We start from the raw sequence: 19,126 nt of genomic DNA, 5'->3' as shown, positions 1-19,126 counted from the left end.
CATATGAAGCTTGAATCTCACTGCGATTAGGAGCGGTAAAGTGGCACTTCTCGAAGGCAAGGTGGCCGTAGTCACCGGCGCAGGCAGCGGCATGGGGCGTTCCACCGCCGCACTATTGGCCGCCGAGGGCGCAAGCGTAGTGCTGGTGGGCCGGCGCAGTGAGGTGCTGGACGACGTCGCCACCGCCATTACGGCCGACGGCGGCCACGCCGTCGTCAAGGCCGCAGACATCTCATCGAAAGCGGAGGTCGACGCCCTGGTCGAGGACGTCCGCACCTCGCTCGGCCCGGTGGACATCCTGGTGAACAACGCCGGCAGCGCCAGCAAGGTCCTCAACGTCCGCTGGATCAGCCAAGAGGAATGGAACGAGGTCCTGGACGTCAACCTCAACGCCGTCTACCTGCTCACCCAGGCCGTCCTGCCGGACATGCTCTCCCGCAACACCGGCACCATCATCACCGTCTCCTCGCTGGCCGCCGTGAACCCGAATCTCCTGGGCGGTGCCGCGTACGGCGCGGCCAAGGCAGCGGTCCGGAATTTCATGACGTACCTGCACAACACCTTCCGCAACGAGGGGCTGCGCGCCATCACCATCCTTCCCGGTGAGACCGCCACCCCCATCCTGGACAACAGGGCACGGCCGCCGCACGCCGAGGAGCGCGATGCCATGGTCCAGCCCGAGGACGTGGCCCGGGCCATCCACCTCGTGGCCACGCTGCCGCAGCGCACCGTGGTCCAGGAACTGGTCATCGCCCCCACCGTGCAGCGGGACACCTCCGGGGACATCGAAATCAGCCGCTGGACCGGCGCCCCCGCAGAGGATGTTCCCCAGCAATGAAACGCCGCCGCACGTCAGCCGCCAGCACGTCAGTCACCAGAGCCGCCACCGCAACTTCCGTCGTCACGTCTTCGAACAACCGGGGCGCCGCCGCCGTCGCCCCAGCAAGCCATCCATCAACTTCAGGCAGGACCACCATGACCCTCGAACCAGCCGCCACCCTCGTCAGGGCCTTCCAGCCCTCGGAGGCAGTGCTGCGCGTCCAGCGCACGTCCCTGCGCGTCCAGCAGCCGCAGTCCAAAGGTGACCTGGTGTCCCTGGCCATGGGCGAACCGGACTTCGACACCCCCGCCCAGGTGCGCGCTGCGGCCGCCCGGGCCCTGGAAGAGGGCCACACGCACTACTCGCCGCTGCTCGGCGAACAGGTGCTCCGCGAGGAGCTGGCCGCCCGTATCGGCCGGCTCCTCGACGGAGTTGCCAGCCCGGGCGACGTGCTCATCACCCAGGGCGGAACCGCAGGCCTCTCAGCCGCGATCCTCGGCATCGTCAACCCCGGCGACAAGGTGGTCATCCCGGACCCCACCTACTCCCTGTACGCGGACCTGGTGAGCATGGCCGGCGGTACGGTCGTTCCGGTGCCGCTCGCCGAGGACCTGCACTGGGACCTGGAGGCACTGGCCACGGCACTCGAGGGCGCCAAGCTGTTCGTCTTCTGCAACCCCTCCAACCCTACGGGCATCGTCCACTCCCGGCGGGAGCTCGAAGCCCTCGCGGACATGGTGGCCGGCACCGAGACCCTGGTCCTGTCCGACGAGGCCTACAGCGACCTCGTCTACACTCCCGAGCCTTTCGTCTCCGCGCTGGAAATCGAAGGCCTCCGCGGCCGGACCATCTACTGCCAGACCTTCTCCAAGAGCTACGCCATGACCGGCTGGCGCGTGGGATACCTTTGGGGACCGTCCGACGTCATCGCCTCCGCAGCCCGTGTCCACAACACCTTCAACGGGTCCATGAACACCGCCGTCCAGCTCGCGGCGCTGACCGCCCTGAAAACCTGCGGTCCGGACATCGAGCGCATGCACGCTTCCTACTCCCAGCGCCGCGAACTGATGGCCAGCGGCCTCCGGAGCATTCCAGGACTCACCGTCAGTTCCCCGGAAGGTGCCTTTTACCTCTTCCCCAAGTACGACGTCGACCTTCCGGCGGCACAGATGGTGGCGCACCTGCGCGACTTCGGCGTGGCCGTCCGTCCCGGCAGCGAGTTCGGCCGCAACGGCGAATTCCACCTCCGCCTTTCCTACGCGGCGAGCGCCGAAGCCATCACGGCCGGCGTCGAACGCCTGGCCGCCGGCCTGGCAGCCCTCCGGTAGCCCGGATGCTCGTCTCCGACCCGGCCGCGGGGCTGCGACCCTCCGATCCCGCCGCGGGGCTTCGCCCCGACACGCTGCGAAGCCGCACCCTCCTGGTCAACGCCGCCGGCGCCCTCTTCGGCGCCGGCACGGCGGCGTCCATGGCCGAGGTGGCCGCCCAGGCCGGCATTTCCACCGCCACCGCCTACCGCCATTTCGCGTCGGTGGACGAGGTGCTGGCCGCTTACCGCTTCGAGGTGGGCCGCGAGCTGCTGACCTTCAGTACCTCGCAGGAAGCGCACGGCCACGAACTGCTTGAGCTGGTCTGCCGGAAGTGGGTGCAGCTGGTGGTGCAGCACGGCGGCTCGATGGTCCATACCCGTTCCGCCGAAGGCTACCTCGCCCGAATGCGGGACAGCGCCTACTACCTCACCGTGCAGGCCGAGGCGCTGACGCGTCCGCTGGACGGGATCACCCGCGCCCTCGGCGTGGAGGGCCAGGGCGACGAAGCACTGTTCCTCTGGAATGTCTTCTTCGACCCGCGCGAAATCTTCGACCTCATCGGGAGCCTTGGCCTGACGCCGGACCAGGCATCGGAGCGGCTGGTCCGCACCTTCACCGCCGCCCTCAAGGGGTGGGCCGCCGCCAAGGCCCTAAGCTAGGTGAGTACCGAGAAGGGACCCAAGCATGCGTAGCGACACCCAGCGCAACCGACGACAACTCGTAAAGGCCGCCGGCCAGCTCTTCGCTGCCCGGCGGGGTCCCATCAGCATGACCGACATCGCCAAGCATGCCGAGATTTCCACTGCCACCGCGTACCGCCATTTCCCTTCGGTCGAGGACGTCCTGGCGGAGTACCGCTTCGGCGTGGGCGAAAAGCTGCGCGACTTCAGCCTCAAGCAGGATGCCACCGGGCTGGAACTGCTGGTTGCCGTCAGCCGCAAATGGGTGGACCTGGTCACCCGCCACGGCGGCGCCATGCTTTACACCCGCTCCGGAGAAGGCTACCTGGCCCGCCTGCGCCAAGGCGCCTTTTATTTGACCGTCCAGGCGGAGGCGCTCGAACGGCCGCTCCGCGAAACCTGCGACGAGCTCGGGCTCGAGCCGCTGGGCGATGAGGCGATGTTCCTCTGGAACATCCTGTTCGACCCCCGTGAAATCCTCGACCTCATCAACACCGTCGGCCTGACCAAGGACCAGGCAACGGAGCGCCTGGTTTCCGCGCTCAAGGGCGCCATGACGGGGTGGAGCGAGGACCGCTCCCGCGTGGATCGCACTGCTGCGGACGGCTAGCATCCCGGCCGGAACTTTTTAGGCGCGGAAGTTCTCCGTGCGAAGTCCCGTTCCACGCGTCAGTTCGCGCAGCCGCTCCGCCGTTACGGCCGTCAGCGCGGCAATCCGGAAGACGTCCATTTTCCCGCTGCGCAGGACATCTACGACGTCGGTCCGCAACTGCCGCTCCGCGCTTGCCTTCTCTTCCTCCACCGTCCGCAGCTGTTCCGCCAGGGCGGACAGCCCGGCAACGTGCTGCTCCCGGGAGAATTCGGGAGCGTAGGAGTCCGAGTAGGCCCGTGCGATCTTCTTGACCTCCGTTACCTTTAGCCCGGTGGTGCCCGCAATGGCCGCCGCCGGCACCCGGCCCGTCAGTGCGGCACCGATGGCCTCGTTCCGCTGGGTCAGGAGCGTGCGCAGCCGGCTCTGCCGGTGCGCGCGGGACATCCTCGCCGCAGCAAGCCGCTCTTCAGCTTCCGGGCAGCCGCCGGGGGCTTCGCCGCCCAGGGCCGTGCGGCCCTGGGCGGCGCTGTTCCGGGCGGCCTTGTTCCGGGCGGCGCGGCGGGGCCGGGCTTCAGGAACGTAGGTCACGCCGGCGGAGGCCTTCGAGCAGTTTCCATTGTGCGGCGGCGTTCCGGAAGGCCGGCATGACGGCGCCTTCCAGGAGGCGGCGGCGGCCGCCCTCCTCCCCCGCGGGTTCCCACGTCCCGCTGACCGGGCAGTGGTTGCCGGTGACGGCAGTTACCCGTTCCTGGCCGGCAGGCGCGCCCGGCGCGGTGCTCATGGCGTGCAGCATCAGTTCTCCCCCGTATCCGAGTCGGCGCTGAACCGCAGGAGCACCTTGCCCGAGCGGCCGGCGTCCTTCGCTGTGGTGAAGGCCTCGAGTGCCTCGCTGAAGTCGTACTCGTGGCTGACCACGGGCTCCACGTGCAGGCTGCCATCCGCCAGGGCGGCGAGGACCTCGTCCATTTCGCCGTTGAAGCGGAAGGAGCCAAGAAGGTCCAGTTCGCGCGTGATGGCGAGCGAGATGGCCACCGGCTGCGCCCCGCTGGGAAGCAGGCCCACCATCACCACTTTGCCGCCGCGCATCGTTCCACGGATCGCCGAGTCCAGCCCCCGGTGGTTCCCGGACGATTCCACGGTGACGTCGGCTTCCACGGCGGCGATAGCATCGCCGTCGGACGCCAGGATGGTGCCGGTGGCACCCACCAGGCGCGCCCGCTTGAGAGGTTCCTCATGGACGTCGACGGCGATAATTTCCGCCGCGCCCGCACGCTTGAGGACGGCGACGGCGAGGCAGCCGATGGGGCCGCTGCCGATCACCAGGGCGCGCTTGCCGCGGACGTCCCCGGCGCGGGCGACGGCGTGCCAGGCAACGCTGGCCGGTTCGGCCAGGGCGGCTGCCCGCAGCGTCAGCCCCCGGGGCAGGGGCCGGAGCATCCTGGCAGGCAACGCGGCGAACTGGCTGAACGCACCCTGCGTGTGGGGATACCGGGCGGCGCTGCCAAGGTAGGTGCACCCCGGGGACAGGTTGGGTCGGTCCTGCGGGTAGCGGGCGCCGTCGCCGCCGGGCGTGGCCGGATGGACGGCGACCCGGGTGCCTGCTGCGGGCCCGGACCCGTCGGCGGCCGCCTGGGCGACCGTGCCCACCACCTCGTGCCCAAGCACCAGTGGCTGGCGAAGAATCGACTCACCGGCGGCGCCGTGCAGCCAGTAGTGCAGGTCGGACCCGCAAATGCCTCCGTAGGCGATTTCGACGACGGCCTCGTCGTTCCGAGGTTCTGCGGGCTTCACGTGGTCCAGGCGCAGGTCCTCCACGCCATGCACCACAAGTGCGGTGCCCGAGGTCATGCTGTGATTGCCCATGTCAGACCACCGCCGTCATTCCGCCGTCGATGAAGATCGTCTGCCCGTTGACGTACGCCGAAGCATCCGAGGCGAGCCACTGTACCGGGCCCATGAGGTCATGCACGGTTCCCCAGCGGCCGGCCGGAGTCCGTTTGCAGATCCAGCTGTTGAATTCGGGATCGTCCACCAGGGCCTGGGTCATCTCGGTGTGGATGTAGCCCGGCGCGACCGCGTTGATCTGCAGGCCGGCGCCCGCCCACTCGGCAGTCATCGCGCGGGTCAGGTTCCGCAGGCCTCCTTTGGCGGCGGTGTAGGCGCCGATGGTCGGGCGTGCCAGGTCGGACTGCACGGAGCCGATGTTGATGATCTTGCCCCGGGCCCGCGGCAGCATCCTGCGGGCAACCTCGCGGCCCACCAGGAAGGCGCTGGTGAGGTCGGTGTTGATCACCCGGTTCCAGTCCTCGACGGCGAGGTCCAGCAGCGGGACCCGGTGCTGGATGCCGGCGTTGTTGACCAGGATGTCCAGCTCGCCCAGGTTCTCCTCTACGTGGGCGATGCCCTGCGCGACGGAGTCCTCGTCGGTGATGTCGAAGGCCACGGCATCGACGCGGTCCGGGCCGAAGCGTTCGGCGAAGTCCTTGTGCGCTCGCTCCAGCCGTTCGGCGTCGAAGCCATGGAGCACCACGCTGGCCCCGGCGGCGGCCAGGCCGGCCGCGAGTGCCTGACCGATGCCCCGGGAGGAGCCGGTGACGAGGGCGCGGCGCCCCGTGAGATCAAAGGGTGTGGGGTTCATCAGCGCTTCCTTCGTGCCTGCCTCGTAAGGCGCCGCGCTTCAATGCGGCGGCGAAATGTGGTTCCTTCCCAGCCTATGTGCGGACTCGGTTAAATACAAGAATGTTTTCTCATTTGAGTACATAATCTTATTTTCTTCACGTGTCCGTTCAGATGTCGTGTGTGTCCTTCAGCTGGCGCAGCCACTCCTTCAGTTGACCGGCATCTGGGGCCCGAAGGATGCGACGGCGGATGGTGTTCCTCAGACCAGCGACGAACGGGCCCGGATCGCCGGAACCGGCCATGTCCGAGGCCATGTCAGCTATCCATGGATCCTGGATGTCCTTTGGAGACTCGATCCCCGCCTGCACCAAGGCGCTCACCACTTCCACCCGGAGCGGGTAGATATGCCAGGCATCCCCATGGCCGGGCACAGCTTCGGCATGCCGCACCAGAGCGGCCAGCCTGCACAGCCGCTTGAGCACGAGCGGGCTCACCTTGAGGTAGGCGCTTACGGCGCTCTGTCCCACTTCCTTCTGGTACAGGTCCCCGGGCGTTGCGACCCCGGCCTCCCGCAGCCGTTTTTCATAGGGCTCGAACGGCTCCAGCTTCCAGAAGTCCCCCCGCGGCTGTACGCCCAGGAAGTGCAGGAAGTCCTCCTTCTTCCGCAGTTCCGCCAGCTCAGGATCCTTCCGCGCCCAGTCCTTGTTAGCGGAATCGGCGAACGCATACCCGAGCCGCCGCGTCACTTCGGATTCGGGAGCTTTGTTTCTGGCCAGGCTGCACGCTGCGTTGTAGGCGGTGTGCGGGGCCACCGATACGAGTGCCTGTTTGCACAGGTCATCGAGCTCCGGGACCGTGGAACCTGCCGACACGAGCAAGTCATGGTGGGCCAGTGCGGCATCCAGGCGCATCGTTTGGGCCAAGGTTCCGGCGACCAAGGGTCGCCGCGCAGGGTCGAGGTCCGCAATCATCTTCTTGGCCATCTGCCTTGCCTCAGAGCGGAGGCCGTCGAATTCCGCCGCATCGGGCGGCAGATTCAGCACCATGCTGAGGAACGTCTTTTCGATCCTGTACCGCAACGGTGTATAGCCCGCCGCCGATTTTTCTCCGTTATCGATGCCGGACCTGATTATCCGCGACTGGCGCAACAGCCACTCTGCGTATGTCTGGACTGTCGGTGCGTCGGTGCTTTCCCGGAACATCCGGTGCTGCAGCGCCACCTCGGCGAGCATGTTGCCCGCGTCGTAGTCGATGGCGGCACCCAGCAGCTTCTTTGCCCGTTCGTCGTCCATGGCGTTATCTGTGGTTGCTACGTAGTGCAATCCGAGACTCCGCCAGTCCGTGGTCCCACACAGCCCGCTGAATCCGTAATGCTTCCTGGCCAGCATCACGAGGATGTAGGCCGCCGCCATCTTGTGCAGTTCCAGCTCTGCGGCGCTATCCGATTTGGCGGCCGCCGCGCTCGTGATGTCCCGGCCTGCGCCTCCACTCGTCCCAATAGCCAAATGCAGCTCGTTCCTGGCAATCGTGGCGGCGCCAACGCTGGCTCCGTTTCGGGCCATCGCCACGGTCAGCGAGTTGTCATCGGCGGAGGAAACCACCACCCGCCACGGCACGACGCCGAAGATCGAGATCAGGACCTTCTGAACCGCAGCCAGCACCTTGTTGGTAAAGGTGAGGGGCAATGTGTCAGTGCCCAGCGCCGTCACGTCGGCCCCTTCAGGTATTTCCAGTCCACGGGGCGCATCGCCGCCAAGCTCGTGCAGCAAGGCACCGATCCGCGATACATCGACCTTGCTAGTTTCGCCCTTGGTGTCCCGCACATCCAGCGACACACGCAGCCGGCTGCTCAGGTAGACGGCAAACACCACGGAACCGAACAGGGCCAGCAGGCCACCGGTCACCATCTGCCCGGCGGCGCCCCCTGTAAGGACGCCGTTCTCATCCCATGCAGGCGACGAGACGATTACGGAGGAACCGAGCAGGATCAACACCAGCCCCGCGAGCGCAAGAGTTGCCCGGTCCGCCGGACTCTTCCTGGCTCCCGAGATCTTCGGCACGAAGACAAGCAGCCTCCCTAACACCAGGAAAGCTGCGATCAGCCCCAGCAGTGCTGGTCCGGCCTTGACCAAGGGGTTTATCCAATCTGTGGTGAACCGGTCCCAGTTGGCGCCAACGTCCTGGGCATAGGTAGGTGTCTTCGCTTTTGGCGGCTCCTGGCTCTTGAGGACCGCCGCCAGCCGCTGCGCCTCGCAAGCCGTGGTTGCAGCGAGCGCGGGGCTGCGCACCTGGCCACGAATTTTCTCGATCAGGGCGAGGGCTTCAGCCGGGTTACCACCTTGGGTCAACTGGTTCGCTTTATCGCACAGGTTCCTGAGGCTGTCGGTAGGCTCCGGGACAGGAGTGGGCGCCGCAATGGATGGTGGTGCAGTAGCCGCCGGCGAGCCGGCAGACCGCGGACTAAGCAGGAAAACGAGGACCAGTCCCAGGAGCGCCGCAACAATCAGGGCACCAGCCAACGCCAACCGGCGGTGTCGCTCAATCGGATCTTCTGAAATCACCTCGGGTATCGAAGCAGACGCCTTCGAAAGTTCTGTACCCATGTAAATCGCCGGCTTTCGGAGTCCCACGGACATTGTGCTCTTCGCCTGAACAAAGGAAAAGACCATGGCTTCGACAAGCTCAACCAGCGGACGCAAAAAGCCCCGCGGGACCCGGCACAATGCCAGGTCCCGCGGGGCGCCATGGAGACGAGGGAACCCTACTTCGGCGTGATGGTCCAGTCGCCGTCGGAGTTGACCTGCACGAAGCCCGGGGTGAGCTTGACGGTGCCGCTGTAGTCGCCGACCTTGTTGACCGGCAGTTCGGGAACCTCGCTGCCGAAGCCCTGCACCACGAAGTTGCCCTCGCCCTTGTTGGTGATGGCTGCCTTGTCTGTGGCCACGTCCCAGTAGAGGACTGTGTCCCCGTGGCCGGAGGCCTTGTCCAAGGTGGAGGGCACGGTGTCGACGTCCTCGATCTTCAGCGTCCAGGCAGAATCGGCGCTGATGTTGAACTCGGTGGTGGGAGCGCCCGCACTGGTGTCCACGAGGTGCGAACCGGTGTAGGCGCCGACGGTGTTGACCAGCAGCATCTCCGCGCCGTTGGTTTCCAGGACCGTGTTGCCGCTGCAGGCCTTGCAGGTGAACGTCGCCACGGCCGGGAGGCCCTTGAGGTCAACGGTCTTGACGGCATCGCCGGTGCCCGTCAGCGTCTGCGCCGTCAGGTGCGGCCGGTCCTCGCCCGCGGCCGGCTCGGTGGTGGTCGGTTCCGCTGAGGAACTTGCGCTCTCCTGCGTGACGGGTGCCGCAGAGATAATCGGCGGGGTGGCGGCCTGCCGGACAACAGCGGCAGAGGCAACTCCGACGAACACGCTAATCACCAGACTGACCACGACATAGACCACCGTGACCACAACGGCCACCTTCTTGTGCTGCGCGTACCCTGCCAGCGGCCGGCGGTTCTTGTCCGTCTGCTTCCCGGCCAGCGTGATGATCAGGTCCACCAGTGACCAACAGCCCAGGCCGCCCAGAGTCAGCAGCTTGGCGATGCCCGTGCCGATCTTGCCGAGGTAGAAACGGTCGACGCCCAGCCCGCCCAAAAGCAGCGAGAACAGCCATGTGGCCAGGAAGGACTTCTGCGGTTCCGCTCCGTACTGCCCCGGAAAGGCCCCGTACTGTCCCGGATACGCCTGCCCAGCGTTCTGCCCGTCCAACAACTGCCCGTTGGCATACTGCGGCGCACCGTAGGTGGTGTAGTCGGAGGGCGGCGGCGGGGTTGGGCCGGGGAGGCTCATTGCGGTCCTTTCAGGGCAGGCGACGGCAGGGGTCACCGAGGTGGCGGAGGAAGAAGGGTGGGCAGTGCGGAGGGGGGAGGTGCGGAAAGGCTGGGCGGGCACATGGCTTCAAAAGGCCTTGTTTTATTAAGGCTTTATGGCTTGCACATCTGCTGCTGTCCCCCAGTTTGACGCTTTGGCGTCACCGCCCCCTGAAGGGATAATACAGGCCTTCCGGAGGGCATGCGGGGACGCCACGGCGCGTCCTCGCCGACGCGCCGCAAAGAGGTACGACGACGGCGGCCGCCGCCCGCCGTCGTCGTACTTTTGCGCCCTAAAAAGTGCCCTGGAACACCCCTATTTCGGCACCGCTCCGATCTGCTGCATGAGGCTCAGTGTGTCCGTCGATCCCCAGTGTTCGGCCACCTTGCCGTTCTCTACGCGGATGATGTCGATGCCCGAGAATTCCACCGACTTGCCCGTGGCCGGCACACCGGCGAAGTCGCCCTGGTGCGTTCCGGTCAGTGTCACGTGCGCGGCCTCAAGGTTCCCGTCGGCGAGCGCCGGCTCGGAGGTCTTGACCGCGAGGTCCGGAAACGCTGTCCGGACCGCGTTCACATAGAATTTCACGCCTTCCTTCCCCGGCGGCTGCCCGGGAAAACCCTCCTCATGGTCGACGACGTCCTCCGCCACCATCTCGTCGATGATCGCCAGGTTTCCGCCCGTCAGCACTTCGTCGTAAAAACGCTTGATCAGTCCGTTTCCGCCAGCCATCTCCGTCTCCTTTGAGGTTGTGGCTGAATATGGCAGTTGCATTGTCCTCCCACCCCGGTAAGGCTTCAATGGCCGATTGCTTCCCGAATTCGTCGGCCATCCGGGCGCGAACGGGTTCAAAATGTACCTAGGGGACATGCCAGGAAACGCAGCGCGAATGGAGGGAATTGTCATGGCTGGACACTTCGAAATCATCGATGCTTCCGACGGCGGCTTCCGGGTCAGGCTTCTGGATGGCACAGGCAAGCTGGTGGCGACCTCGGTCACATACCCCACGAAGCAGGCTGCTGTTGCCGGGATTTCCTACACCCGGGAGATCGCCGGAACAGGCCTCATCCGCGACATGAGCCGGGGCGGCCACGGCGAAGTCATCATCCCCAAGTCCCGGCACGGCCACGCGACCGTAAGGATCCACTCCCACACGCGGTTCCCGGCCGCGGATCGCGCGGAGGCGGTCCGAGGACCATCGTTCCGGGGCCTGCGCTCGTGACCGTTCGGATCGACCCGGTGGGCTGACCCGGCCGGGACCCGGTGGGCTGCCCCAGCCGGGGCATGACGTTGGCGCGGGCCGGGGGCTAGTGTGGATTCACGGCTGAAGACACCCGGCCCCTGGAACGCCCCTACGGAGCTGCCACCATGACCGAAGCCCTCGCTCCCACCACCGGAAGTCCCGCAGCCGCCGCCCCAACGGATTCAGCTGGAACCGTCACCGAGAAATCCGCCGAATCCACCCTCCGCTGCATCGCCGCCGACAGGCTCGGCCTGCCCCGGCTCCGGGACGGCCAGCTCGCCGGGATGAGTGCCCTTGTTTCCGGCCGGGACGTCCTCGCCGTGATGCCCACCGGCTACGGCAAGTCGGCCATCTATCAGGTGGCAGCGCTGTTCATCCACGGCGGCCACAGCGAAACGTCAGCCGACACCGGGAGGCGCGGTCCCGCCGTCGTGGTTTCCCCGCTCATTGCGCTGCAGGAGGACCAGCTGGACGGGCTGCTCAAGGACCTGGGCGGGGAGACCGCCGTCGCCATCAACTCGGGCCGGAAGGATTCCGAGGTGGAGGACGCGTGGGAGGCAGCCGAGCGGGGCGACGCCGCGTTCCTCTTTCTCGCACCCGAGCAGCTGGCCAAGCCGGAGACGGTGGAACGGCTGGCCGCGCTGGATGTTCCGCTGTTCGTGGTGGACGAGGCCCACTGCGTCTCGTCCTGGGGGCACGACTTCCGCCCGGACTACCTGCGCCTGGGCGAGGTCCGGGGGCAGCTCGGCAACCCGCCCGTCGCCGCCCTGACCGCCACCGCCTCTCCCCCGGTCCGCGACGAGATCCAGCAGCGCCTGCGCATGAAGGACCCGCTGGTCCTGGTTAACGGCTTCGACCGGCCCAACATCCGGCTCGGCGTCGTCCGGCATCTCCAGGACCGCGACAAGCAGCGCGTGGCGGTGGAGCAGGCGGCCGAGCTGCACGCCACGCTCAACGGCCCCGGCCTGCTCTACGCCGCCACCCGCAAGGACACCGAATCCTACGCGGCCGAACTCGCCGGGCACGGGCTGCGGGCCGCGGCGTACCATGCCGGCCGGAAGCAGAGCGAGCGGGACGAGGTGCACGAGCAGTTCCTCGACGACGACCTGGACGTGGTGGTGGCGACCACAGCGTTCGGCATGGGCATCGACAAGCCCAACGTCCGCTTCGTGATCCACGCCGACATTCCCGAGTCCCTGGACGCCTACTACCAGGAAATCGGTCGCTCCGGCCGCGACGGCGGACCCGCAACCGCCGTCCTGCACTACCGGCCCGAGGACCTCGGCCTGCGCAGGTTCTTCGGCACCCACAAACCGGACGAGGACGCGCTGCTCGCCGTCCTCACCGCCCTGTGCGCCGCCGGCGGCCCGGTCACGCAGAAGGCGCTCGCCGAGGAAACCGGCATCCCCGCGCGGCGGCTCACCGGACTGCTGAACCAGCTGCAGGAGACCCGGTCCGTCAAGACGGGCAAGCGCGGCATCCGCCTGGAAACGGACGCCAAGCTGCCCCAGGTGGTGGAGCACGCCGTCGAACTCGCCGAAGCACGCCAGCGCGTGGACCGCTCCCGGATCGAGATGGCGCGCGGCTACGCGGAGACGGACGCCTGCCGGCGCCAGTTCCTGCTGGGCTACTTCGGCGAGGACCTGCCCGAGCCGTGCGGCAACTGCGACAACTGCGCCGACGGCTCCGCTTACGAGGAGGATTACGACGACGGCGCCGCGGCCGCCGCTGGCGGCGAACCGTTCCCGCTCCAGGCCGCCGTGGTGCACCGGGAATGGGGCGCGGGCATCGTGATGCGGCACGAGGAGGACGTGATCACCGTGCTGTTCGAGCAGGAGGGCTACAAGACGCTCTCCCGCCGGGCCGTGACCGACGGAAAGCTGCTGACGCTGGCGACGCCGTAACACGTTGACACACCTGAGTGATGCATGCCATATTCGAAGCATGAACCTGTTGGACAGCTGGACAGTTGGACAAGATAAAGTTATCCGGGTCGGCGCCGCCGAAGCCGTGTTCGCTTCTCTTCGAAACGCCATTGAAGCCGGCAAGATCCCCGTGGGAGCCCGGCTTGATTCAGAGGCATCGCTGGCCCAGCAGTACGGTGTCAGCCGGTCGATGGTCCGGGAAGCGCTGAAGTCGTGCAACGCGCTCGGCCTGACGGCCACCTACACCGGCAAGGGCACCTTCGTCATCGCAGACCGGGCCGTCCAGGATCTGAAGCTCGGCAAGTATTCCGCCCGTGACCTGGTCGAGGCGCGGCCCCACATCGAAGTGCCCGCCGCTGCCCTTGCTGCCGAACGCCGGACTGTTGAAGACGTGGAGGCGCTTCGCGAAATTCTTGAGGCCATGTCGGATGAAGATGATCTCCAGCAGTGGATCGTCCTCAACGCTGAATTTCACGCCACCATCGCCCGGTGCAGCGGCAATGGGGTCTTCGTGGGGGTTCTGACGGACATCCGCGAGGCCATGGGCGACCAGTCGAGCACGCTGAACCTCGTAGCTGACCGGCGGAAGGAATCCGACCGTGAACATGCGCGGATTTTTGCTGCCATCGAACGCGGATCCGCGCAGGAAGCCTCCAGGGCCATGACCCGCCACCTGCACGGCGTGGAGTGCGCGCTGGGCAGCATCGTGCCCGAAGGCAGGAACTGACCGACGATCCGGCCGTCTCCCGAGAGCCGCGCTGCCCAGACCATGTGACCGAACCGCGCCGGCCGTATTCCGGTTCAGCTCACCCGTCGTTTGCCCCAACCCCGTGCCCTGTTCGGAACGCGGGTGCTCCAGACTTGTGCACCGCGGGCGTCAACCATCCCCGCCGCAGACACTGATTCTTCCGTCCAATCCCGTCAACGAAGCCGTGAGGACCCCCTTTGACCATCATCAACACCGACCACGACGTCCGCTCCGAGCACGACTTGCTCGGTGACCGCGACATCCCCGCCGGCGCATACTGGGGCGTCCACACGCTCCGCGCCGTGGAAAACTTTCCCATCACCGGCCAGCCGCTCTCCACCAACATGCACCTGGTCCGCGGCCTCGCCGCCGTGAAGCTCGCGGCGGCCCGCACCAACCTCGAACTCGGGCTGCTCGACGCCGAACGCGCCGCAGCCATCGAACAGGCCTGCACCGATGTGATGAACGGTGCGCTCAGCGAACAGTTCGTCGTTGACGTGATCCAGGGCGGCGCCGGAACGTCATCGAACATGAACGCCAACGAGGTCATCGCCAACCGGGCCCTGGAAATCCTTGGCCACCCCAAGGGCGACTACGCCCGGCTGCACCCCAACGACCACGTGAACCTCAGCCAGTCCACCAACGACGTCTACCCCACCGCAGTGAAGCTCGGCACCATCTTCGCCGCCCGCGAGCTGCTCTCCGCCCTGGCCGAACTCGAAGAGGCCTTCGCCGCCAAAGCCCTCGAATTCCGCACGGTCGTCAAAATGGGCCGCACCCAGCTCCAGGACGCCGTCCCCATGACCCTGGGCCAGGAATTCGGCACCTACGCCGTGACCATCGGCGAGGACCGGCTCCGCCTGGCCGAGGCGGACCTGCTCATCCACGAGATCAACCTCGGCGCCACCGCCATCGGCACCGGACTCAACGCCCCCGCCGGCTACGCCGAGGCCGCCTGCCGCCACCTCGCCGAGATCACCGGGCTGCCCCTGGTCACCGCCGTCGACCTCATCGAAGCCACCCAGGACGTAGGCGCGTTCGTCCACCTCTCCGGCGTACTCAAACGCGTGGCCGTCAAGCTCTCCAAAATCTGCAACGACCTCCGCCTGCTCTCCTCCGGACCGCGCGCCGGCCTCGGCGAGATCAACCTGCCCGCCGTCCAGTCCGGATCCTCCATCATGCCCGGCAAGATCAACCCGGTGATCCCGGAAATGGTCAGCCAGGTCGCCTACGAGGTCATCGGCAACGACGTCACCATCACCATGGCCGCCGAAGCCGGGCAGCTCCAACTCAACGCCTTCGAACCGATCATCGTGCACAGCCTGCACAAAAGCATCTCGCACCTCGAAGCAGCCTGCCGCACCCTCACGGCCCGCTGCGTCCGCGGCATCACCGCCAACACCGAACGGCTGCGCCTCACCGTGGAACAGTCCATCGGCCTGGTCACGGCCCTCAACCCGCACCTGGGCTACGCCACCGCCACCGCCATCGCGCAGGAAGCCCTGGCCACCGGCCGCGGCGTGGCCGAACTGGTCCTGGAACACGGACTGCTCACCGAAACCCAGCTGCAGGAGCTCCTCAGCCCCGAACGCCTGGCAAACCTCAGCAAGTAACGGCCAACACACACACCTTCTAGCCCGCCCGATCAAGGGCGCCGGGGCACGCCGTCGTGCCCAAAATCTTGACAGACCACAGAGAAAACGGAACCCGATGACGAGGGCCGTTCCAACACCGGGCCCCGGCCCGGCCTCTACGCAAGGACTGAGTATGAAAAACAAATCAACAATGTGGATTCTGGCAGCGCTCGTGTTCGGAATCCTCAGCGGCCTGCTCTTCCACTGGCTTCTGCCGGATGACACGCGCGAATCCGTCGTTGCTGTCCTCGACACCGTCACGCACATGTTCCTGAACCTCATCAAGATGATCATTGCCCCGCTGATCTTCGCGACGTTGGCCTCCGGCATCGCGGGAGCAGCCAAATCCGCGGGCGTGGGAAAACTCTTTGGCCGCTCGATGATCTGGTTCCTGTCCGCATCCGCCCTTGTGGGCGCCTTCGGTTTCCTGACTGCGCATTTTCTCAATGTCGGCGCCGGCCTCCACCTGGTGCCGGGAGGTGACGCAGGCATGGAAACGAAGGCCCTCGATTACCAGGAGTTCATCACCCACATCATCCCCACTAGCGTCTTCGCCGCCCTCACAGAAAACAACCCGCTCCAGATCCTCGTCTTCGGTGCCCTCTTCGGCATCGCCCTACTGAACCTGCGGAAGACGGGCCGCTCCTCCATCGCGGATGCCATCGATGAACTGATGGGCGTCATGCTGAAGGTCACCGGCTATGTGATGAAGGCTGCGCCAGTGGGCGTTTTCGCGGGCATCGCGGCGGCCTTCACCGCCCAGGGCTTCGACGCGTTTGCCACCTACGCGTCGTTCATCGGCGGCTTCTACGTCTCCCTCTCCGCCCTATGGGTCATCATGGTGGGCGTCGCCGTTGTCTTCCTCGGAAAGGCAGCCTTCCGGCTGGTCCGGATGGTGCGTGAACCCATGGTGATCGCCTTCGCCACTTCCAGCAGTGAGGCCGCCCTGCCCAAGCTCATCGACGGCCTGACCAAGTTCGGCATCGAGAAGCGCACAACCGGTTTCGTGCTGCCCCTGGGGTACTCGTTCAACGTGGACGGTTCCATGATGTACATGACCTTTGCATCGGTCTTCCTGATCAACGCCTACGGCATCGACATGGACCTGGGCCAGCAGATCGCGATGACCGCAATGCTCCTGCTCAGCAGCAAAGGCATGGCCGGCGTGCCGCGAGGGTCGCTCGTCGTCGTCGCGGCCGTCGTCCCCGCCTTCGGCATCCCTGCCGCCGGCATTGGTGTCCTGCTGGTGATCGACCAACTGCTGGACATGGGACGCACCGCCACCAACATCCTGGGAAATGCCATCGCCACTGCAGTCATCGGCCGGAACCACGAAAAGGCTGCGCCTCAAGAGGCCTCGCTCCAAGAGCGGGACGTGCAGGAGGCCAAAAAGCTGGAAGACGCGGTGCACTGACCACGTTCTCATCAGGCAGGCCGGGTCTGGGTTGATGCAACGTCCCCGGGCCCGGCCAGCCGGCTGCCAGCTGGTTCGAGAAGGCATTCAGACCGTTGACATGTGACCAAATAGTCACCTATTCTGGCCATGTGGACGCCGTATTCAAGGCCCTCGCCGACCCCATCCGCAGGGAGTTACTGGACGCGCTCTTCCTTGAGGACGGCCAGCCCCTCAGCGCCCTGGAGGCACGGTTCGAGATCACCCGGTTCGGCGTCATGAAGCACCTGAAGATCCTGGAAGAGGCCGGCCTCGTGGTGACCCGGCGCCGCGGCCGCGAGAAGCTGCACTTCCTCAATCCGGTGCCCATCAGGCTCGTCCACGACCGGTGGGTGAGCAAATATGCAGAACCATGGGCCGCTGCGCTTAGCGACCTCAAGACCCGATTGGAAAGTCCCATGGAAAAGATTTTCGAAATCTACATCAAGACCACCCCGGAACGGCTCTGGGAAGCCATCACGGACAGCGACATCCGCAGCAAGTACCAGTTCGGAAACACGGTGAAGTCGGACTGGACGCCGGGCTCCCGCTTCGAGATGGGCAACCCCAAGGCCGGGGAACTGCTGGGCGAGGGCGAGAACCTGGAGGTCGATCCCCCGCGCCGGCTGGTGCAGACCATGCGCGCGCTGTGGGGCGAGGACGTCAAGGCCGAAGGCACCTCCCGGGTCACCTGGGAGATCGAGCCGGTCGGCGACGACTCCTGCCACCTCACCGTCACGCACGACCAGCTCCGCGAAGGCGCCAACGAACAGCTCTACGGCGGCTGGCCGATGATCCTCTCCGGCCTGAAGACCTGGCTCGAGACAGGGGAAAAGCTCACCACGCCGGGCTCTCTGATGTACGGCTGAGAGGTCCGGCGCCAAAGCTCGGTAGGGTTGATTCCAAGCGCTCCGCCCGAATGACATTCAGGAAAGAGGCAGCATGGAAGTTCCCACTATCGTCTGGATCATCACGATCGCCGGAATTGTCGCGCTCCTGGCGTTCGATTTCTTCTTCCACGTCCGCAAGGCCCACACGCCGTCCCTGAAGGAATCCGCCACCTGGTCGGCCATCTACGTGGGCATGGCGCTCGTGTTCGGCCTCGGCGTCTGGCTTTTCGGCGGCTCCAAGATGGGCACCGAGTACTTCGCCGGCTACGTGACCGAGAAGGCGCTGTCCGTGGACAACCTCTTCGTCTTCCTGATCATCATGTCCAGCTTCAAAGTCCCGCGCGCCGACCAGCAGAAGGTGCTCCTGTTTGGCATCGTCTTCTCACTGCTCGCCCGGACCGGCTTCATCTTCCTCGGCGCCGCACTCATCAACAGCTTCGCCTGGGTGTTCTACATCTTCGGGCTGATCCTGCTGGTCACCGCCGGCAACCTGCTCAAGCCCGACAACCACGACGACGAGCAAGAAACCCTGGTGGTCCGGCTCGCCAAGAAGTTCCTGCCGGCCTCCGAGCATTTCGACGGCGACAAGCTCTTCACCGAGGTTGACGGCAAGAAGGTCCTCACCCCGATGCTGCTGGTGATGGTGGCCATCGGCGCCACGGACATCCTCTTCGCGCTGGACTCCATCCCGGCCATCTTCGGCCTGACGCAGAACGTGTTCATCGTGTTCACGGCCACGGCGTTCTCGCTCATGGGCCTGCGGCAACTGTTCTTCCTCATCGACGAGCTCCTCGACCGGCTCATCTACCTCTCCTACGGCCTCGCCGCCATCCTCGGCTTCATCGGCGTGAAGCTGATCCTGCACGCCCTGCACGAGAACAACCTGCCGTTCATCAACGACGGCGAGCACGTCAACGTCCTCGAAATCAGCACAGGCCTGTCGCTCAGCGTGATCCTCGGCGTCCTCGCCGTCACCATCATCGGTTCCCTCCTCAGCCCCAAGGGCAAGGCCAAGACCATGGTCTCCGGCGCCAGGCGGCACGCCACCACATACGTGGACCTCAACTACGAGACGGACATCGCCGAACGCGAGCGGATTTTCGACAAGCTGGTCCACGAGGAGCAGGGCCTCAAACAGCTCCCGGAGAAGTACAAGCGCCTCATTCGGAACGAGACCGAGTTCATGGACCTCATCCGCCAGGCGCACACCGAGCACGACCAGGCACTCGAGCGCGCCGGCGAAAAGTAGCCCTCCAGGGCCCACGCCCGCAGGGTTCCCTGGCCGAGCTTGCGAGGCTAGGTGGCGGGTGGGGACGTGCCGCCCAATTCCGTCGGTTTATTGGGCGGTAAGTGACCCCGCGTTGGTGTTTTCGAATC

Annotated in this window: 18 protein-coding genes; 11 read left to right on the top strand and 7 right to left on the bottom strand. The window is 66.1% G+C overall.

What is annotated here, in order from left to right:
• The first annotated feature begins 40 nt into the window (after positions 1-40).
• The 4 genes from ACFRAH_RS02730 (at position 41) to ACFRAH_RS02715 (ending at position 3,420) form a co-directional block, all read left to right on the top strand.
• Positions 41-838 (top strand): SDR family oxidoreductase, encoded by a 798-nt coding sequence (locus ACFRAH_RS02730; RefSeq protein ID WP_377989376.1) that lies wholly within the window; start codon positions 41-43, stop codon positions 836-838.
• A 137-nt stretch (positions 839-975) separates the two neighbouring features.
• Entirely contained in the window at positions 976-2,148 is a 1,173-nt protein-coding gene (locus ACFRAH_RS02725; protein WP_377989375.1) for a pyridoxal phosphate-dependent aminotransferase, read from the top strand.
• A 5-nt stretch (positions 2,149-2,153) separates the two neighbouring features.
• Positions 2,154-2,789, top strand: a complete 636-nt coding sequence (locus ACFRAH_RS02720) for a TetR/AcrR family transcriptional regulator (RefSeq protein WP_377989374.1) — start codon at positions 2,154-2,156, stop codon at positions 2,787-2,789.
• Between the two features lie 25 nt (positions 2,790-2,814).
• Complete coding sequence (locus ACFRAH_RS02715; RefSeq protein ID WP_377989373.1) at positions 2,815-3,420, top strand: TetR/AcrR family transcriptional regulator; 606 nt, start codon at positions 2,815-2,817, stop codon at positions 3,418-3,420.
• 18 nt (positions 3,421-3,438) lie between these two features.
• Here the strand turns inward: ACFRAH_RS02715 and ACFRAH_RS02710 are convergent, their stop codons facing one another.
• From ACFRAH_RS02710 to ACFRAH_RS02680, 7 genes are all read right to left on the bottom strand, one after another.
• A complete protein-coding gene (locus ACFRAH_RS02710) occupies positions 3,439-3,990 on the bottom strand; it encodes a hypothetical protein (RefSeq protein WP_377989372.1) in 552 nt (183 codons plus the stop codon).
• Positions 3,974-4,183, bottom strand: a complete 210-nt coding sequence (locus ACFRAH_RS02705) for a hypothetical protein (RefSeq protein WP_377989371.1) — start codon at positions 4,181-4,183, stop codon at positions 3,974-3,976. The genes ACFRAH_RS02710 and ACFRAH_RS02705 overlap by 17 nt, the downstream gene beginning before the upstream one ends.
• An 11-nt stretch (positions 4,184-4,194) precedes the next feature.
• Positions 4,195-5,265 carry an L-idonate 5-dehydrogenase gene (locus ACFRAH_RS02700; RefSeq protein WP_377989370.1) on the bottom strand — a complete coding sequence of 357 codons (1,071 nt, stop codon included), beginning with the start codon at positions 5,263-5,265 and terminating at the stop codon, positions 4,195-4,197.
• A gap of 1 nt (position 5,266) precedes the next feature.
• Entirely contained in the window at positions 5,267-6,040 is a 774-nt protein-coding gene (locus ACFRAH_RS02695) for an SDR family oxidoreductase (protein WP_377989369.1), read from the bottom strand.
• A 148-nt stretch (positions 6,041-6,188) separates the two neighbouring features.
• The gene (locus ACFRAH_RS02690; RefSeq protein WP_377989368.1) at positions 6,189-8,624 is read right to left on the bottom strand and encodes a hypothetical protein; all 2,436 of its coding nucleotides are present in this window, start codon (positions 8,622-8,624) and stop codon (positions 6,189-6,191) included.
• A 158-nt stretch (positions 8,625-8,782) separates the two neighbouring features.
• A complete protein-coding gene (locus ACFRAH_RS02685; protein WP_377989367.1) occupies positions 8,783-9,856 on the bottom strand; it encodes a TM2 domain-containing protein in 1,074 nt (357 codons plus the stop codon).
• 336 nt (positions 9,857-10,192) lie between these two features.
• Positions 10,193-10,609 (bottom strand): ester cyclase, encoded by a 417-nt coding sequence (locus ACFRAH_RS02680; protein ID WP_377989366.1) that lies wholly within the window; start codon positions 10,607-10,609, stop codon positions 10,193-10,195.
• A gap of 172 nt (positions 10,610-10,781) precedes the next feature.
• Between ACFRAH_RS02680 and ACFRAH_RS02675 the strand changes: the two genes are divergently transcribed.
• The 7 genes from ACFRAH_RS02675 (at position 10,782) to ACFRAH_RS02645 (ending at position 18,998) form a co-directional block, all read left to right on the top strand.
• Positions 10,782-11,099 carry a YegP family protein gene (locus ACFRAH_RS02675; protein WP_377989365.1) on the top strand — a complete coding sequence of 106 codons (318 nt, stop codon included), beginning with the start codon at positions 10,782-10,784 and terminating at the stop codon, positions 11,097-11,099.
• Positions 11,100-11,245: 146 nt separating this feature from the next.
• A complete protein-coding gene (locus ACFRAH_RS02670; RefSeq protein ID WP_377989364.1) occupies positions 11,246-13,024 on the top strand; it encodes a RecQ family ATP-dependent DNA helicase in 1,779 nt (592 codons plus the stop codon).
• A gap of 40 nt (positions 13,025-13,064) precedes the next feature.
• On the top strand, positions 13,065-13,772 hold the full coding sequence (locus tag ACFRAH_RS02665) for a FadR/GntR family transcriptional regulator (protein ID WP_377989363.1): 708 nt from the start codon (positions 13,065-13,067) through the stop codon (positions 13,770-13,772).
• A 218-nt stretch (positions 13,773-13,990) separates the two neighbouring features.
• A complete protein-coding gene (locus ACFRAH_RS02660) occupies positions 13,991-15,406 on the top strand; it encodes an aspartate ammonia-lyase (protein ID WP_377989362.1) in 1,416 nt (471 codons plus the stop codon).
• Positions 15,407-15,560: 154 nt separating this feature from the next.
• A complete protein-coding gene (locus tag ACFRAH_RS02655) occupies positions 15,561-16,841 on the top strand; it encodes a dicarboxylate/amino acid:cation symporter (protein ID WP_377989361.1) in 1,281 nt (426 codons plus the stop codon).
• Positions 16,842-16,972: 131 nt separating this feature from the next.
• Positions 16,973-17,728 carry an ArsR/SmtB family transcription factor gene (locus ACFRAH_RS02650; protein ID WP_377989360.1) on the top strand — a complete coding sequence of 252 codons (756 nt, stop codon included), beginning with the start codon at positions 16,973-16,975 and terminating at the stop codon, positions 17,726-17,728.
• A gap of 73 nt (positions 17,729-17,801) precedes the next feature.
• Entirely contained in the window at positions 17,802-18,998 is a 1,197-nt protein-coding gene (locus ACFRAH_RS02645; RefSeq protein ID WP_377989359.1) for a TerC family protein, read from the top strand.
• Positions 18,999-19,126: the final 128 nt, after the last annotated feature.

Source organism: Arthrobacter sp. NPDC056727 (assembly GCF_042790555.1).
Taxonomy (GTDB): Bacteria; Actinomycetota; Actinomycetes; order Actinomycetales; family Micrococcaceae; genus Arthrobacter.
This window is presented reverse-complemented; position numbering and strand designations above follow the sequence as displayed.

Excerpts from the sequence above, each read along its gene's own strand:
- ACFRAH_RS02655 (WP_377989361.1), top strand. The coding sequence starts at position 15,561 with ATGAAAAACAAATCAACAATGTGGATTCTGGCAGCGCTCGTGTTCGGA.
- ACFRAH_RS02670 (WP_377989364.1), top strand. The coding sequence starts at position 11,246 with ATGACCGAAGCCCTCGCTCCCACCACCGGAAGTCCCGCAGCCGCCGCC.
- ACFRAH_RS02725 (WP_377989375.1), top strand. The coding sequence starts at position 976 with ATGACCCTCGAACCAGCCGCCACCCTCGTCAGGGCCTTCCAGCCCTCG.
- ACFRAH_RS02700 (WP_377989370.1), bottom strand. The coding sequence starts at position 5,265 with ATGGGCAATCACAGCATGACCTCGGGCACCGCACTTGTGGTGCATGGC.
- ACFRAH_RS02695 (WP_377989369.1), bottom strand. The coding sequence starts at position 6,040 with ATGAACCCCACACCCTTTGATCTCACGGGGCGCCGCGCCCTCGTCACC.
- ACFRAH_RS02715 (WP_377989373.1), top strand. The coding sequence starts at position 2,815 with ATGCGTAGCGACACCCAGCGCAACCGACGACAACTCGTAAAGGCCGCC.
- ACFRAH_RS02720 (WP_377989374.1), top strand. The coding sequence starts at position 2,154 with ATGCTCGTCTCCGACCCGGCCGCGGGGCTGCGACCCTCCGATCCCGCC.
- ACFRAH_RS02680 (WP_377989366.1), bottom strand. The coding sequence starts at position 10,609 with ATGGCTGGCGGAAACGGACTGATCAAGCGTTTTTACGACGAAGTGCTG.
- ACFRAH_RS02705 (WP_377989371.1), bottom strand. The coding sequence starts at position 4,183 with ATGAGCACCGCGCCGGGCGCGCCTGCCGGCCAGGAACGGGTAACTGCC.
- ACFRAH_RS02685 (WP_377989367.1), bottom strand. The coding sequence starts at position 9,856 with ATGAGCCTCCCCGGCCCAACCCCGCCGCCGCCCTCCGACTACACCACC.
- ACFRAH_RS02645 (WP_377989359.1), top strand. The coding sequence starts at position 17,802 with ATGGAAGTTCCCACTATCGTCTGGATCATCACGATCGCCGGAATTGTC.
- ACFRAH_RS02665 (WP_377989363.1), top strand. The coding sequence starts at position 13,065 with ATGAACCTGTTGGACAGCTGGACAGTTGGACAAGATAAAGTTATCCGG.
- ACFRAH_RS02675 (WP_377989365.1), top strand. The coding sequence starts at position 10,782 with ATGGCTGGACACTTCGAAATCATCGATGCTTCCGACGGCGGCTTCCGG.
- ACFRAH_RS02690 (WP_377989368.1), bottom strand. The coding sequence starts at position 8,624 with ATGGGTACAGAACTTTCGAAGGCGTCTGCTTCGATACCCGAGGTGATT.